Below are 14,874 nucleotides of genomic sequence, written 5' to 3'. Positions count from 1 at the left end.
CCGGCGCCGACCCGTGCCGACGACACGGACGGGCCCGGTGGGGCGTGCGCTCGCGGGCGGGTGGCGGCTGCTGCTCGGCACCGGGCTGGCGCTCGCGCTCGCGGTCGTCCCGGCCGTCGCCCTGCTGACGCCCGCGCACGCCGACAGCCTCGACGACCAGAAGAAGCGGCTCGACCGCCAGCTGAGCGCCCAGAAGGACGACCTCGACGGGTCGAGCCAGCAGCTCGTCCGCGCGGTCGCCGCGCTCCGCAACGCGGAGGCCACGCTCCGTCAGGCGCGGAGCATGCTGGCGGGCACGCGCACCAAACTGACCGCGGCCCGGCAGGCCGACCGCACGGCCGCCGCGAAGCTGGCGACGCAGCAGCGGGCCCTGGCCGCCGCCCGGGCGAAGGTCGAGCAGGGAACCGCCGACCTCGACGCCCAGCGCCGGCTCACCGCGCAGGCGGTCAGCGAGCAGTACCAGAAGCAGACCACCCTGATGCCGTACGCGCTGCTGGTGCAGAGCAGCTCGCTGGCCGAGTTCCAGTCCCGGGTGCAGATGTCGGCCACCCTGCTCGACGCTTCGCAGGTCGAGTTCGACCGGCTGACCGTCCTGCAGCACCGGCTGGAGACCGACCAGGCCGCCCAGGCCGAGCTCGAACGCCGGGTGGCCGCCGACCGGGCGGCCGCGGCGCGCGCGTTGCGCACCAGCCAGGACCTCGAACGGCGGGCCGCCGAGCAGGCCGCGTCGGTCGCCGCGCTGGTCGGCAGCCGGCAGCGCGCCGCCGACGCCGCCGGCCGGGCGGTGGCCCAGGACAAGCGCGACTACGCCGCCCTGCAGGCCGAGAACGCGTCGGTGGCCCGGCGGATCGCCGCCCGGATCGCCCGCGAGAAGGCGGCGCGGGCCTCCTCCGCGGCAGCGGCACCGCCGGCTGCGGACGCCAGCAGCCACCACGGCTTCGTCTACCCGGTGGCCGGCCCGATCACCTCCGGGTACGGGATGCGGTTCCACCCGGTGCTGCACGTCTGGAAGCTGCACGACGGCACCGACTTCGGCGCCGGCTGCGGCGCGCCGATCCGCGCCGCCTACTCCGGACGGGTGGTGGAGCGCTACTTCAACGTCGGCTACGGCAACCGGCTGATGATCGACCACGGCCGGGTGGACGGCCGCTACGTCACCACCGGCTACAACCACGCGATCCGCTACGTGGTCGGCGTCGGCCAGCGCGTCCGGCAGGGCCAGCTGATCGGCTACGTCGGTCAGACGGGCTTCTCCACCGGCTGCCACCTGCACCTGATGGTGTGGCTGGACGGGTCGATGGTGAACCCGATGAGCTGGTACTGAGCTGCTGTCGACCAGCTGTCCGGGGTCCGCCGGGCCAATCGGGTTGCCCCGTCCGCGATGATGGTCGGCATGAGCAAGGCCGGGTACGTGATCCAGAACGGCAAGCAGAAGCCGAAGACCAAGCCGGAGAAGGGGGTGCGGACCACCGTGGCGCAGAACCGCCGGGCCCGGCACGACTACGCCATCGGCGACGTCTACGAGGCGGGGATTGTGCTGACCGGCACCGAGGTGAAGTCGCTCCGGGAGGGACGGGCCTCGCTGGCCGACGCGTTCGCCACCGTCGACGACGGGGAGGTCTGGCTGCGCCAGGCACACATCCCCGAGTACAGCCACGGCACCTGGACCAACCACACCGCCCGGCGGACCCGGAAGCTGCTGCTCAACCGGCGCGAGATCGCCCGGCTGGAGCGCGAGCTGACCTCCACCGGGACCACACTGGTCCCGCTCTCGCTCTACTTCGTCGACGGCTACGCCAAGGTCGAGCTCGGCGTCGGCACCGGCAAGCGGGAGTACGACAAGCGCCAGTCGATCGCCAGCCGCGACGCCCGGCGCGAGGCCGAGCGGGCGCTGGCCGCCCGCAACCGCGGCGAACGCTGACCGCCGGCACCCCAGGTCGAGCAGCGAGAAGCCAGCACCGAGAGCCACCACCCGGACCGACCGAGACGAGGCCCGAGCCGATGAGCGAACCCGACCGACCGATCCCGACCCGGCCCGCGGGCCCGCCGTGGCGGAGTGCCGCCGGGCGGGTCGTCCGGGTGCTGATGGCCTTCGGACTGGCGGCCAGCGTGGTGCTGAGTCTGGCCGTGGCCGGCACCGGCCGTGCGCACGCCGCCGACGCGCTGATCGACTCCTACCGGATCGACTACACGGTGCAGTCCTCCGGCGTCCTCGACGTCAAGGAGACGATCGTCTACCGGTTCGGCAGCAGCTCCGGCCGGCACGGCATCGAGCGGACCCTGGTCACCCGCGAACCCGACACCGGGGCGAACCAGGACCAGGACATCGTCTACACGATCAACCGGTTCACGGCCTCGAGCCCGGACCCGAACGTCAACACGAACGTCAGCGAGAGCACCGACGAGGAGAACGGCGGTCGCGACGTGACGACCACCTACCGGATCGGCAGCTCGGACGAGACGGTGGCCAGCGACACCGCGACCTACGTCCTGACCTACGAGGTGACCGGGGCGATGCGGACCTCGGGCAGCTACGACGAGCTCTACTGGGACGCCACCGGCTTCAACTGGCAGGAACAGATCCAGTCGCTGTCGATCACCGCCTCGGTGCCGGGCGGCCCGCAGGCCACCGAGTGCTACGCCGGCCCGCCGCGCTCGACCACCCGGTGCGACAGCGGGATCAGCAGTCTCCCGGAGTCCAACCCGGCGAGCTTCAGCCAGGGCGCGATCCGGCCCGGCGACGGGGTGACCATCGGCGTCAAGATCAAGCCCGGGCTGATCGCCGACAACAAGCCGCACCTCGAGCCGGACGCCTCGAAGCTGACCACGGGGGAGAAGGCGGGGATCGGCGCGGCGGTCGGGGTCGGGGTGCTCACCGTGGTCGGCTCGCCGCTGCTCGGGCTGCTCTACTGGCGCAAGCGCGGCCGCGACCTGCGCTATCTCGACGTCCCGCCCGGGACGTTCGCGCCCGGCGGCCGGGTCGGGTTCAGCCCGCACGACATCGAGATCCCGGTCGCCTTCAGCCCGCCGCCGATCACCGTCGCCGAGGCCGGCGTGCTGGTCGACGGACAGGTCGACACCCGCGAGACCGCGGCCACGCTGATCTCGCTCGCGGTCAACGGGGCGATCCGGATCGACGACCTCGGCGGTGACGAGCACGGCGTCCAGCTGCTCGACCGGCGACGGGTGAACGCGCCGCACGAGGCGGTGCTGCTCAACGGGATCTTCCCGCCGCACTCCGACGTCACCGCCGTCCGGCTCGACAAGCGGGCGGCGATCCGGAGCGCCCACGACCAGATGGTCACCCAGGTGCGGGCCGAGGTTCAGCAGCGCGGCTGGTTCCGCGAGCTGCCGCCGGCCAAGGCGAAGGGCAGTATCGGCGTGTTCGCCCTGGCGATGATCGGGGTCTTCCTCTTCCAGATCGCCAAGTGGGCGGTCGTGCTGCTGGTGTTCGCCGCGCCGATCATCATCACCATCGCGGTGGTGCGGAACAAGCTCCGGCGCGGCCAGCGCACCCCCGACGGCCGGGCGGTCTGCGACCAGGTCGAGGGGTTCAAGAAGTACCTGGCCACCGCCGAGGCCGAGCAGCTCCGGTTCGAGGAGGGCGAGGACATCTTCAGCAAGTACCTGCCCTGGGCGATCGCCTTCAACCTGGCCGAGCGCTGGGCCTCGATCTGCCAGCGGCTGGTCGACCTCGGACGGATCCCGGACCGCACGCCGTACTGGTACGGGGGGACCGGGTTCAACTTCAACGCCTTCAACGTCGGGCTGATCGCCTCGAACCTCGACACCGCCGTGGCGCCGCCGGTGTCCAGCGGCAGCGGGGGCGGCACCGGGTTCGGCAGCGGCGGCAGCTCGTTCAGCGGCGGCGGCGGCTTCTCCGGCGGCGGCGGCGGTGGTGGCGGGGGCGGCGGTTGGTGACCGCCGCCCGGCGGCTCAGCGGACGCCGAGCAGGTCCACCACGAAGATCAGCGTCTCGCCCGGCTTGATCACGCCGCCAGCGCCGCGGTCGCCGTAGGCCAGGTGCGGCGGGATGACCAGCTGGCGGCGACCGCCGACCTTCATCCCGGCCACGCCCTGGTCCCAGCCCTGGATGACCCGGCCCGCGCCCAGCGGGAAGTCGAGCGGGGCGCCGCGGTTGTAGGAGGCGTCGAACTCCTCACCGGTGCTGTAGGCGACGCCCACGTAGTGGACCGACACCTGGCTGCCGGGGGTCGCCTCCGCGCCGTCGCCGACGGTGACGTCGGTGATCTGCAGCTCGCTCGGCGGCTCACCGCCGGGGAAATCGACCTCGGGCTTCTCGGGACTGGGGCTCGACATGATCTCGACCCTAGGGCATCGGTGCCGAGCGGGACGCAGGGGCGGTTCGGGGTCGGTCGGGGGTCGCTCCCGATGGTCCGTGGCGCTCGCCGGGCGGATCGTGGTGGTCATGAACACCTCGTTCGAGCATCCGAGTCTGCGGATGCCGGTGACCCCCGAACAACGCGAGCGCGCCGAGCAGTGGCTGCAGGAGGCCTACGCCGACGGCCGGCTGAGCGAGGCCGAGTTCGACTCGCGGATCGGCCGGGTCCTCTCGGCCGGCACCCGCCGCGAGCTCAACGAGGCCTTCTACGGGCTGGTGCCGCCGCCGCAGACGTCCGGCGCCCAGACCTTCGGGTCTAGCTGGAGCGCCGCCGCCCCGCCGCAGCGCCCGATGGGCGTCTACCAGCAGTCCTACGTCCCGGCCCCGGCCGACCAGAGCACCGGCCCCGGGGCGATCGCGCACTTCCTCGGGCTGTTCACCTGGATCCTCGGCCCCGGTCTGGTCTACGCACTGTCCGGCCCCGGCACCCGCACCCGACGCGAGGCGGCCAAGGCGTTCAACTTCCAGCTGATCGCCGGGGTGGCCGGCATCCTGGCCGCGATCCTGTCCTCGGTCGCACCGTGGGACATCCTCGACTTCCTGGTCCCGCTGATGTGGGTCGGCTGGTTCGTGCTGACCATCGTCGGCGGCGCCAAGGCCGCGCAGGGCGCGGACTGGAAGAACCCGGTGAAGTCGGTGATCAAGCTCGACGTGCTGCCGGAGCGGTAATCGCCTGGCGCCGGACGGGGGAGGCGCTAGCATGGGAGGCCGCGGGAACAACGGGTGCGAGCCCGGCGTTGCCTCGGTGCACAACTCAACAGGGGGTGATCGGTTTCGACTTGGGACGATAGTTCCAGGAGAAGCGGGCCGAGAATCCAAGGTCAACTCGTTAATGTCCCTTGGAAACCAACAAGTGCCAACTCTAAGCGCACTGACTTCGCTCTCGCTGCCTGAGCAGTGACCGAAGGGTCAGACCGGGTGCGTCTCCGACCCGGACCCTGGCCTCGACTAGGAGACTCACTCGTCAGGAGCGGCCACTGAGCCTGACGAGGACACCTTGAGTGGCTGGGCTTGTCTGCAACTTGTCAGCATGAGTGCAGGGGCCGAGTAGAACGCTGAGCTGACTGCGCCCGGAGAAGACCTGGTTCGTCGCTCGAGGACGCGGGTTCGATTCCCGCCACCTCCACGAGACCTGTACGCCGAACGGCCGCGGACGATCATCGTCCGTGGCCGTTCGGCGTTTCGCGGCTCTTTCGCCGGCCCGCGTCTCAGCTGGTCGCCGTCGTGGTGGCCGCCGTGGTCGCGACGACCGAGGCGGCGATCACCGCCGACTGCGCGGCCTGGATGGCGTCGCGGAGCGCGCCGGCCGCCCAGTACTTCTCGGCCAGCTCCCGGGCCCGGCGCTTCACGTCGCCGGCCGGGACGCCCTGGCGGTCGACCACCTTGTGCGCCAGGTCGAGCGCCGACAGCAGCCCGATCAGGGCCGCCGTCCGGTCGTCGGGGGTGCCGCCGCGCAGCAGCGCGTCGGCCAGCCGGCCGCGCAGCGCGGTCTCCCGGGAGGCGTCCCGGGTGGGCCAGCGGTCCCGCGGGAAGAGCCCGAGCAGCTTGTCCTCGCGACGCTCCAGCACCCCGGCCTGCACCAGCCGGTCGAGCAGCACGTCGCGACGCTTCTTGCCCAGCCGTCCGATCAGGTCCTGGCCGGTCCGCGGCTTCTCGGCGACCACGGCGAGCGCCTCGGCCAGCACCGGGTCGTCCGGCGTGGTGCTGCTGGCCTCGATCCGGGGTGCGGTCCAGCGGCGCTCCTGGCCGTCGGGACGCACGTAGGCGTCCAGCGCCAGCTGCACCAGCAGCGCGCTGCCCACCGCCAAGTCGAGGTAGACGTTGGGCTGCAGCTTCCCGCTCTCGTCGTCGAGCAGGAGCAGCAGCAGGTCCTCGGCGATCAGGGGTTCCATCACCCTAGGGTGCCAGAGCGGCCGGATTGTGCCCCCTCGCGAGCCGTCTCAGCCCTGCTTGACCGGGGTGCAGTCGGCCAGGCCGTAGGTCGCCTTGAGCGACAGGATCCGGGTCACGCTCTGGTCGATCCGGCGCCGGAACCAGGCGTCGGTCCGGGCCCGGTCGCGCAGCCCGCCGTAGACGGCGTCCACCTGGCTCGGGTCGCCGACCAGGGCCAGGTCACCACCGGCCACCACGAACCGCACGCCGCGCTGCCGGACCGGCGTCCCGCTCAGCACCCGCCCGAACAGGTCGTCGGAGATCACCACGCCGTGGAAGTCCAGATCGGTGCGGAGCATGTCGATCACCACCGTCCGGGAGAACACCGCGGGGTGGTGCCGGTCGATCTTCTGGTAGGTCGCCGAGGACATCATCACCAGGTCCACCCCGGCGCGGACGTCATTGCGGAAGCTGCCGAGGTTGCGGTCGTGCCGGGTGGTCACGGTGTCGACCACCCGGGTGGCGGTGTCGGTGTTACCGGTCACCCGGCCGAGCCCGGGGAAGTGCTTGGCGGTCGCCGCCACCTTCCCGGTGTGCATCCCGGCGATGAACGCGGCGTTCTTGTGCGAGGTGGTCAGCGGGGTGGAGGCGTACCACCGGTCGAGCCGGCCGATCGGGGCGTTGGTGGTCCGGTCGGCCTTGGGGACGACGTCGGCGACCGGCGCCAAGTCGACGTCGATCCCGGCGGCGGCCAGCTGACGGCCCCACCGGGCGGCGTTCGTCCGCAGCGTCGCGTCGGACTGCCGGGCCTGCAGCACCGCGCTCGGGATCCGGCTGAAGCCGGGCCCGCGGAGCCGCTGGACCAGCCCGCCCTCCTGGTCGGTGGCCAGCAGGATCGAGACGTGCGCCGGGTGCGACGTGCCGCGGAGCCGGTTGGTCAGCTTGCGGGTGACGGCGACCCCGGCGCTGCTGTTGCCGAGCAGCACCACCGAGCCGATGTGGTCCCGCCGGATCGCCCGCTGCCCGGCCGGGCTGAACCGCTGCGAGTCCTGCGCGACCATGATCATCTGGCCGATCCGCTCGGGCAGGCTCAGCCGGGTCGCCAGCACCGCACAGCTCGGCAGCGCGCTCGCGGCCGGGACCGTGGCGGCTCGCCCGTCCGCGGCGGCCGGCAGGGCCAGCAGCCCCGGCAGCCCGAGGACGGCCGCGGCCAGCGAGGCGGCGCGGGTGACCCGCCGCCGGCTCTCGCGGGTGGTCCCGGACGCCCGGTCGGTGCTCGACGTCCGGTCGGTCCCGGGGGTCCGACCCGTGCTGCTGACCTGCTGGCTACGGCTGGTGCTGCGCTGCATCCTCGACGCCCGGCCTCTCCTGGGGGTGGTCACCCCCCGGTCAGGAAGTGACGGTGAACAGCGTCGAGCGGAAACCGAAGGTGGCCGCGAAGCTCGACCCCGACACCGTAACCGTGCGCTTGCTGCCGATGATCTGGATCCGGGTCGGACGGCCGCCCCAGCGCCCGTGGCCGTCGCGCTTGACCACCTTGAGCCCGGTCACCGTGCCCGCCGACGGCCAGAGCCGCTGCAGGGTGGCGGCGCTGACCGTCCGCGACCAGGCGTTGCGGATGATCAGCTGGTCGTAGGGATCGGCCTTGGCGACCAGGTAGGGAAGGTTGCCCGCCGTGGTCCAGCCGCCGTTGGAGGCCGAGAACTGGGTCAGCGCCAACGACCCGTCGTAGGTGAGCACCTCGCGGGCGGTCCCGGACACCGCCAGGTTGCCCCGCGCGGTCTCGTTGACCCAGCGCTGCCCGCGCCGGCTCTCGGCGTAGGGCTCGTAGACCTGGCACCAGGTGGTGTCGCAAACGTCGTAGCTGCTGCTCCTGGCCACGTAGGTGGCGCTCTTGGCCGCGAAGGTCCGGGCCGCGACCGCCTGCGCCTTGACCGCCTCGATCGGCCAGGAGGTCGGCATCTCCGAGCCGACCACGCCGCGGACGTAGTTCTCCATCGAGACCGTGTTGACCGTCCGGCCGCCGGTCCCGCGCTTGACCAGCGAGAGCGTGCCCCGGTACTCGGCGGTGATGCCACCGGGGAGGATCGTCTTGACGATTCCGGCGTCGTTCCTGGCGGTCCAGGTGGTGGTGGTCAGGCCGGTGCCGCCCTGGGTCTTCCAGGCGCCGGCCGGGTTGAGGTAGGTCAGCTTGTAGCCGGCCCCGGACCGGCTGATCCGCCAGGAGCGGTAGCCGGCGCCGGCCGGGAGCAGGTAGCTGTGCCCGCTGGCGTCGCGGACGGTCAGCCCCGGAGTGGGGACCAACCGGAGCACGTTGTCGTCGTCGGCGGTGATCCAGACCCGGATCGAGGCGTTCTTCTTCTGCAGCGCGGGCGTGGTGCCGGGGTAGTAGAACGCCAGGATCTGGTCGGCGGTGAGCCCCTGGGTCGCGGCGCCGTAGGCACCCCACTGCGACATCCCGTGCCCGTGGCCGAAGCCCTGGCCCCGGAGCGTGAACGCGGTCGGGGTGGCGGCCTTCTTCGCCGACGTGCCGGTGCCGGACGGCGCCTTGGTGTCGGCCGCGGCGGGGAGCGTCGAGGCGGCGGCGCCGGCCAGGCTGGTGGCGAGCACGGTGGTGAGCAGGAGCGCGGCCGGTCCGGGCAGGACCCGTCGACCGCGGCGGAGCGCGGTGCGGGGAGCCTCGGTCCGGGCGGCGGTCAGGTGGGGGGCCATGGCCGTCCGATCGGGGGGAAGGGGTGCGACCGGCCTACAGTCACCGATGTCAAGGCGACACGCAAGAGGTCAGTGTGAATCACGGGACGCTCTTGGCGAGTTCTCGGTTTCGGGACCGGGTCGCCGGTGCCGAGCCTGTCGGGACCGGCGGTGTCAGTGCGTCGGTCGATACTGAGCGACGTGGACCCGGTGACCGAGCGGCAGCAGACGACGGGCAGCAGCGTCTCGCTGCTCGTGGTCGGCGTGCTGCTCGTCGCCTTCAACCCGGTGGCCGGGGCGATCGCCTCGGGCCAGTGGCGGCCGGGCAACCTCTGGTTCTGGTTCCAGGTCGCCTCGGCGGTGCTGATCTTCGTGGTGGGCAAGATCGAGACCCGGCGGGCGCGGCGGCTGCAGGCCTCGGCCGAGGAGGCCGAGCTCGAGGCCCGGGTCGAGACCCGGGTGGCGCTGGCCGACCTGCTCGACCCGATGGCCAACCTGCTCGGCGAGCTGGCCGGGGCCGATGCGGTCGGACGGCGCAGCCTGTGCGCCGAGGCGATCCAGGTGATCCTCAGTGCGGCGGCCAACTACATCGGCCCGGACCGGTCGCGGGCCAGCTGGTTCGAGCTGCTGCCCGGGCCGCCCGAGACGTTGGTCCCGGTGCGTTCGCTCGGCCGCACCGGTTCGGCGCAGACCACCTTCGTGGCCGGCACGGTGGCCGGCGACGCCACCCTGGCCATGGTCCACGAGAACCGGTCGCTGATCTGCCGGGACATCGACACCGAGGCCCCGCCCGGGTGGGACGCGGAGCGGGACCGCGACTACCGGACGTTCATCTCGGTCTCGGTGTTCACCAACGGCGTGCCCTACGGGATGCTCACCCTCGACGCGCTCGAGGTCGGCGAGCTGACCGAGGACGACCTGCTCACCATGACCCTGCTGGCCAAGCTGCTGGCCGCCGCACTGGCCGAACGCGACCGCCGGTGACTCCCGCCGAGCGGGTCGCCGCCGGGCTAGAATGGGCGCCAGACCGACTGTCGGTGGTCACGGCTAGGGTGTCGCGGACACCCGCCGGGACATCCCGGGGGCCGGTCGCCGGCCCCGCGACGGGACCGGACCACACGCTGCCGGTGGAGGGAGGACGTGCCGTGAGCACGATCGTCAGCAACGACGACCGGGTCCGCCGCATCATCACCGACCCGGTCGGTTACTTCGCCGAGGCCCGCGCCCGGGCGAAGAGCCAGGTCCGCGCCGAGATGGCGCGCGAGGCGCAGGGCAGGACGTCGCCGAAGACCGGCGACAAGCGCAGCCGTCGCCGCCGCTGAACCGGCGCCTGCGCCACACCCACCCAGGGTGCTCTGAGCCCGACGCTCCCCATGGTGCCCTGAGCCTGTCGAAGGGCTGCTGACACACCAAGCACAGCAGCCTGCGCGGCGGATCGTCAGCCGGTCGTCGGCCGTCGCGGTGCGTGAGAAGATCGCGGACGTGAGTGCCGTCCCGTCCGTCTCCTATTCGATCACCGTCCGGCTCGAGGTTCCCGCCGGCGGCACCTCGGTCAGCAGGCTGACCACCGCGGTCGAGCAGGCGGGCGGCGCGATCACCGCCCTCGACGTCACCGCCTCGGGTCACGAACGGCTGCAGATCGACGTCACCTGCGCGGCCCGCGACACCACCCACGCCGACCAGCTGGTGCAGGTGATGGCCTCGGTCGAGGGCGTCACCATCGGCAAGGTCAGCGACCGGACCTTCCTGATGCACCTCGGCGGGAAGATCCAGATGGAGACCAAACACCCCATCCGCAACCGCGATGACCTGTCGATGATCTACACCCCCGGGGTCGCCCGGGTCTGCACGGCGATCGCCAAGAACCCCGAGGACGCCCGCCGGCTGACCATCAAGCGCAACAGCATCGCGGTGATCACCGACGGCTCGGCGGTGCTCGGTCTGGGCAACATCGGCCCGCAGGCGGCGCTGCCGGTGATGGAGGGCAAGGCCGCGCTGTTCAAGCGGTTCGCCGGGATCGACGCCTGGCCGCTGTGCCTGGACACCCAGGACACCGACGAGATCATCGCGGTGGCCAAGGCGGTCGCCCCCGGGTTCGCGGGGATCAACCTCGAGGACATCTCGGCGCCGCGGTGCTTCGAGGTCGAGGCGCGGCTGCGCGAGTGCCTCGACATCCCGGTCTTCCACGACGACCAGCACGGCACCGCGATCGTCGTGCTCGCCGCGCTGCTCAACGCCCTGCGGGTGGTCGGCAAGCGGCTCGAGGACGTCCGGATCGTGATGTCCGGTGCCGGCGCGGCCGGCACCGCGATCATCAAGCTGCTGCTGCACGCCGGGGCCCGGGACATCGTGGTCGCCGACATCGCCGGCGTCGTGCACCGCGACCGCGAGGGCATCACCGGCCAGCTGGCCTGGCTGGCCGAGCACACCAACGCCCTCGGCGTCACCGGCTCGCTCAAGGACGCGGTCCGCGGCGCCGACGTGTTCATCGGCGTCTCCGCCCCTGGGGTGATCGATGCCGACGACGTCGCCGCGATGGCCGAGCAGAGCATCGTCTTCGCCCTCGCCAACCCCGAGCCGGAGATCGACCCGGCCGAGGCCACCCGCTATGCGGCGGTGGTGGCCACCGGCCGCTCGGACTTCCCCAACCAGATCAACAACGTGCTCGCCTTCCCGGGCGTCTTCCGCGGCCTGCTCGACGCCCGGTCGAACGAGATCACCCCGCCGATGCTGCTCGCCGCGGCGCGGGCCCTGGCCTCGGTGGTCACCGACGACGAGCTCAACGCCGCCTACATCACCCCGAGCGTGTTCAACCCCGACGTGCACACCACGGTGGCCCGCGCGGTGCGGCTGGCCGCCGGCGGGCCGGAGGAGCTCCCGGTCGAGACCGAGGTCGCGCTCTGAGGCCGGTGACGACGACCCCGACGCGGTCCGGCCGCCCGGCCGGGTCCGCCGACCCCGGCGTCCACCGGCTGTGGTGGCTGCTCGGCGGGCTCGCCGTCGGTGTCCAGCTGTGGGCGATCTACCGGCCGTCGTCGCCGCCGTCGCCGGGCTGGTTCCCCGACGTCGACAAGCTCGGTCACCTGCTGATCTTCGCCGCGCCGGTCGCCGCGCTGCTGCTGGCCACCCGGACCACCGGCGGCCGGTTCGGGGCACGGGCCCGCTGGCTGGTCCCGGCGGTGTTCGCCGTCCACGCGGTGGTCAGCGAGCTGCTCCAGTACGCGTTCTACTCGACCCGCGACGGTGACTGGCGCGACGCGGTCGCCGACGGCTGCGGGATCGTGCTCGGGCTGCTCGCCGCCGCGGGCTGGGCCGCCCTGGCGCGACGCCGACGGGCCCAGCGACGGGTGGCCGCCGGATGAGGGAGAGGGTGCCCGCGGCCGGTGACCTGCTGGTGGCCAGCGTGCTGCTCGACGACGGGGTGTTCAACCAGTCGGTGGTGCTCGTCCTCGACTCCGACGGCGACGGTGCGCTGGGGGTGATCCTCAACGAGATCAGCCAGACTCCGCTCGAGTCGGTGCTGCCCGACTGGGTGCCGGCGGTCTCGGGACCCAAGTTCCTGTTCCACGGCGGCCCGGTGTCGCCCAACGGCGCGATCTGCCTGGCCAGCGTGGCCGACCGCTCCGAGGAACCGCCCGGCTGGCGGCCGATGTTCGACTCGATCGGGCTGCTGCACCTCGACACCCCGATCGAGATCGTCGCCGGCGCCTACCGCGACCTGCGGATCTTCGCCGGGTACGCCGGCTGGTCCTCGGGCCAGCTCGAGGACGAGATCACCCGCGGGATGTGGCACGTCGTGCCGTCGGTCTACTCCGACGTGTTCAGCGACCACCCGCTCGACCTGTGGCGGACCACGCTGCGCCGCCAGCCGGACGAGGTGGCGCTGTTCTCCACCTGGACCGAGGACCCCGAGCTCAACTGAGCGCGCGGGAGGAAACGCGCGCTGAGCCTGTCGAAGGCGCAGGAGGAAACGCGCGCTGAGCCTGTCGAAGCGCGGCCGCTAGAGCCGGCCGGTCTTCTTGAGCGCGAGGTAGTGGTCGGCCAGGTCGGGGGCGATGCGGTCCGGCGGCGCCTCGACCACCTGGACGCCGCGCTGCCGCAGCGTCCGCGCGGTCTCGGCCCGGGCGCTCCGGTCGACCTCGGCGGCCGCCGCGGCGTACACCGCGGCGGCGTCCTCGCGGCCGGCGGCCAGCACGTCCACCGCCGGGTCGGAGACCGCACCGACCACCACGGTGTGTTTGCGGAGCACCAGCCCGAGCTGCGGCACCAGGCCCTCGGCCAGCGCGACCCGGTCCAGACCGGTCAGCAGCACCACCAGCGACCGCTGGCTGGTCCGGGTCAGTACCTCGGTGACCAGCAGCCGGTGGTCGGTCTCGGCCAGCAGCGGCTCGACGTCGGCCATCGCCTGGACGAACGCCGGCAGCACGTCGGCCGCGGACACCCTCGCCACCGACGCACGGACGGTCCGGTCGACGACGAGCAGGTCGACCCGGTCGCCGGCCCGGGCCGCCAGCGCGGCCAGCAGCAGCGCGGCGTCCATCAGGTGGTCGAGCCGCGGCTGGTCACCGACCCGCCCCGCCGAGGTCCGGCCCGAGTCGAGCACCACCAGTACGTGCCGGTCGCGCTCGGGTCGCCAGGTGCGGACCACCACGGTGGCCGAGCGGGCGGTGCCGCGCCAGTCGATCGACCGGACGTCGTCGCCGGGGACGTACTCGCGCAGGCTGTCGAACTCGGTGCCCTGACCCCGCTGGAGCACCACCGAACGGCCGTCGAGCTCGCGCAGCCGGGCCAACCGGCCGGGCAGGTGCTTGCGGCTGGTGAACGGCGGCAGCACCCGCACCGTCCACGGTGCCGGCTGGGCCGCCTGCCGGCCGGCGAGGCGGAGCGGGCCGAGGCAGCGGACGACCACCGGTCCGGCGTGCCGGTCGCCACGCCGGGTCGGGTGCAGGGTGGTGGTCAGCAGCCGCCGCTGCCGGACGGGCAGGTCGAGCCGCTTGACCCCGTCGACGGCCCCGGCCGACGGGATCCAGGCGTCGCGCACCCATCCGCGAACCGGACGGCGGCCGGTGTTGGTCAGCAGCAGCGTGGTCCGGGCCGGCTCGCCCAGCCGGACCGACGTCTCGCCGCCGCGCACGGCCCGGACCCGCCGGGGCGACCCGGCGAGCACCACGTCGACGGCGACCAGCGCGACCAGCAGCGCCGTGAGCGCCAGCGCCACCCAGCCCGCGGGCAGCCCGGCCAGACCGGCGAGCAGCACCGCCACCAGCGCGGCGACGCCGGCCAGCCCGGCCCGCCGGGTCAGTACCACGGCGTCACCGCGGCACGGGCACGGCGGCCAGCACCGACTCGATCACCGCGTCGGCGGTCACCCCCTCGAGCTCGGCCTCCGGACGCAGCTGGATCCGGTGCCGCAGCGTGGGGAAGGCGAGCGTCTTGACGTCGTCGGGGGTGACGTAGTCCCGACCGGAGAGCCAGGCCCAGGCGCGCGAGGCGTTGAGGATCGCGGTCGCCCCGCGCGGCGAGACCCCGAGCGAGAGCGTCGGGGTGTCCCGGGTGGCCCGGACCACGTCGACGATGTAGGCGAGCACCTGGGGGTGGACGACGACCGCGCCGACGGCCTGCCGCGCGGCGGCCAGGTCGTCGGGCCCGGCCACCGCGGTCAGCCCGGCCGCGGCCAGGTTGCGCGGGTCGAACCCGCGGGCGTGCCGGTCGAGAACCTCGATCTCGGCGTCGCGCGGAGGCAGGTCGATCCGCACCTTCATCAGGAACCGGTCGAGCTGGGCCTCGGGCAGCGGGTAGGTGCCCTCGTACTCCACCGGGTTCTGGGTGGCGGCCACCACGAACGGGTCGGGCAGCGGCCGCGGGGTGCCGTCGATGCTGACCTGGCGTTCCTCCATCGCCTCCAGCAG

15 protein-coding genes and 1 other RNA gene are annotated in these 14,874 nt (G+C 73.0%); 10 read left to right on the top strand and 6 right to left on the bottom strand.

Annotated elements, in window-relative coordinates:
- Positions 1–37 precede the first annotated feature (37 nt).
- The 3 genes from FHX74_RS21185 to FHX74_RS16830 all read left to right on the top strand — a co-directional run bounded on the left by FHX74_RS21185 (position 38) and on the right by FHX74_RS16830 (position 3,921).
- Entirely contained in the window at positions 38–1,324 is a 1,287-nt protein-coding gene (locus FHX74_RS21185) for a peptidoglycan DD-metalloendopeptidase family protein (RefSeq protein ID WP_182561385.1), read from the top strand.
- 69 nt (positions 1,325–1,393) lie between these two features.
- Complete coding sequence (gene smpB / locus FHX74_RS16835; RefSeq protein WP_182561384.1) at positions 1,394–1,921, top strand: SsrA-binding protein SmpB; 528 nt, start codon at positions 1,394–1,396, stop codon at positions 1,919–1,921.
- 80 nt (positions 1,922–2,001) lie between these two features.
- Positions 2,002–3,921 (top strand): DUF2207 domain-containing protein, encoded by a 1,920-nt coding sequence (locus FHX74_RS16830; protein WP_182561383.1) that lies wholly within the window; start codon positions 2,002–2,004, stop codon positions 3,919–3,921.
- A gap of 15 nt (positions 3,922–3,936) precedes the next feature.
- On the opposite strand, the gene FHX74_RS16825 is transcribed toward FHX74_RS16830, so the two are convergent.
- Positions 3,937–4,320, bottom strand: coding sequence for an FKBP-type peptidyl-prolyl cis-trans isomerase (locus tag FHX74_RS16825; RefSeq protein WP_182561382.1), 384 nt, complete (start codon positions 4,318–4,320; stop codon positions 3,937–3,939).
- A gap of 79 nt (positions 4,321–4,399) precedes the next feature.
- Between FHX74_RS16825 and FHX74_RS16820 the strand changes: the two genes are divergently transcribed.
- Together FHX74_RS16820 and ssrA are read left to right on the top strand one after the other, a co-directional pair.
- Positions 4,400–5,071 (top strand): DUF1707 and DUF4870 domain-containing protein, encoded by a 672-nt coding sequence (locus FHX74_RS16820; RefSeq protein WP_182561381.1) that lies wholly within the window; start codon positions 4,400–4,402, stop codon positions 5,069–5,071.
- Positions 5,072–5,162: 91 nt separating this feature from the next.
- Positions 5,163–5,531: a transfer-messenger RNA gene (gene ssrA / locus FHX74_RS16815) on the top strand.
- 79 nt (positions 5,532–5,610) lie between these two features.
- Here the strand turns inward: ssrA and FHX74_RS16810 are convergent.
- The 3 genes from FHX74_RS16810 to FHX74_RS16800 are packed head-to-tail and all read right to left on the bottom strand — an operon-like array spanning position 5,611 to position 8,986.
- Positions 5,611–6,294 (bottom strand): GOLPH3/VPS74 family protein, encoded by a 684-nt coding sequence (locus FHX74_RS16810; RefSeq protein WP_182561380.1) that lies wholly within the window; start codon positions 6,292–6,294, stop codon positions 5,611–5,613.
- Positions 6,295–6,342: 48 nt separating this feature from the next.
- Positions 6,343–7,623 (bottom strand): glycoside hydrolase family 3 protein, encoded by a 1,281-nt coding sequence (locus tag FHX74_RS16805; RefSeq protein WP_182561379.1) that lies wholly within the window; start codon positions 7,621–7,623, stop codon positions 6,343–6,345.
- 40 nt (positions 7,624–7,663) lie between these two features.
- On the bottom strand, positions 7,664–8,986 hold the full coding sequence (locus FHX74_RS16800; protein ID WP_182561378.1) for a SpoIID/LytB domain-containing protein: 1,323 nt from the start codon (positions 8,984–8,986) through the stop codon (positions 7,664–7,666).
- A 180-nt stretch (positions 8,987–9,166) separates the two neighbouring features.
- Between FHX74_RS16800 and FHX74_RS21180 the strand changes: the two genes are divergently transcribed.
- From FHX74_RS21180 to FHX74_RS16775, 5 genes are all read left to right on the top strand, one after another.
- Positions 9,167–9,949, top strand: coding sequence for a GAF domain-containing protein (locus FHX74_RS21180; RefSeq protein ID WP_182561377.1), 783 nt, complete (start codon positions 9,167–9,169; stop codon positions 9,947–9,949).
- 161 nt (positions 9,950–10,110) lie between these two features.
- Positions 10,111–10,287, top strand: coding sequence for a hypothetical protein (locus FHX74_RS16790; RefSeq protein WP_182561376.1), 177 nt, complete (start codon positions 10,111–10,113; stop codon positions 10,285–10,287).
- A gap of 160 nt (positions 10,288–10,447) precedes the next feature.
- Positions 10,448–11,869: an NAD-dependent malic enzyme gene (locus FHX74_RS16785; protein ID WP_182561375.1), complete on the top strand. Its 1,422-nt coding sequence runs from the start codon at positions 10,448–10,450 to the stop codon at positions 11,867–11,869.
- 5 nt (positions 11,870–11,874) lie between these two features.
- A complete protein-coding gene (locus FHX74_RS16780; RefSeq protein WP_235970894.1) occupies positions 11,875–12,327 on the top strand; it encodes a VanZ family protein in 453 nt (150 codons plus the stop codon).
- Positions 12,324–12,887: a YqgE/AlgH family protein gene (locus FHX74_RS16775; RefSeq protein ID WP_182561374.1), complete on the top strand. Its 564-nt coding sequence runs from the start codon at positions 12,324–12,326 to the stop codon at positions 12,885–12,887. The genes FHX74_RS16780 and FHX74_RS16775 overlap by 4 nt, the downstream gene beginning before the upstream one ends.
- Before the next feature lie 78 nt (positions 12,888–12,965).
- Here FHX74_RS16775 and FHX74_RS16770 read toward each other — a convergent pair whose 3' ends face one another.
- Together FHX74_RS16770 and FHX74_RS16765 are read right to left on the bottom strand one after the other, a co-directional pair.
- A complete protein-coding gene (locus FHX74_RS16770; RefSeq protein WP_182561373.1) occupies positions 12,966–14,273 on the bottom strand; it encodes a DUF58 domain-containing protein in 1,308 nt (435 codons plus the stop codon).
- A 4-nt stretch (positions 14,274–14,277) separates the two neighbouring features.
- Positions 14,278–14,874, bottom strand: a 597-nt coding sequence (locus FHX74_RS16765) for an AAA family ATPase (RefSeq protein WP_182561372.1), incomplete at its 5' end; no start/stop codon positions are given.

This window comes from Microlunatus kandeliicorticis, assembly GCF_014137855.1.
Lineage (GTDB): Bacteria > Actinomycetota > Actinomycetes > Propionibacteriales > Propionibacteriaceae > Microlunatus > Microlunatus kandeliicorticis.
The sequence above is the reverse complement of the archived record's forward strand: the minus strand, read 5'-3'. Positions and strand labels throughout refer to the sequence as shown.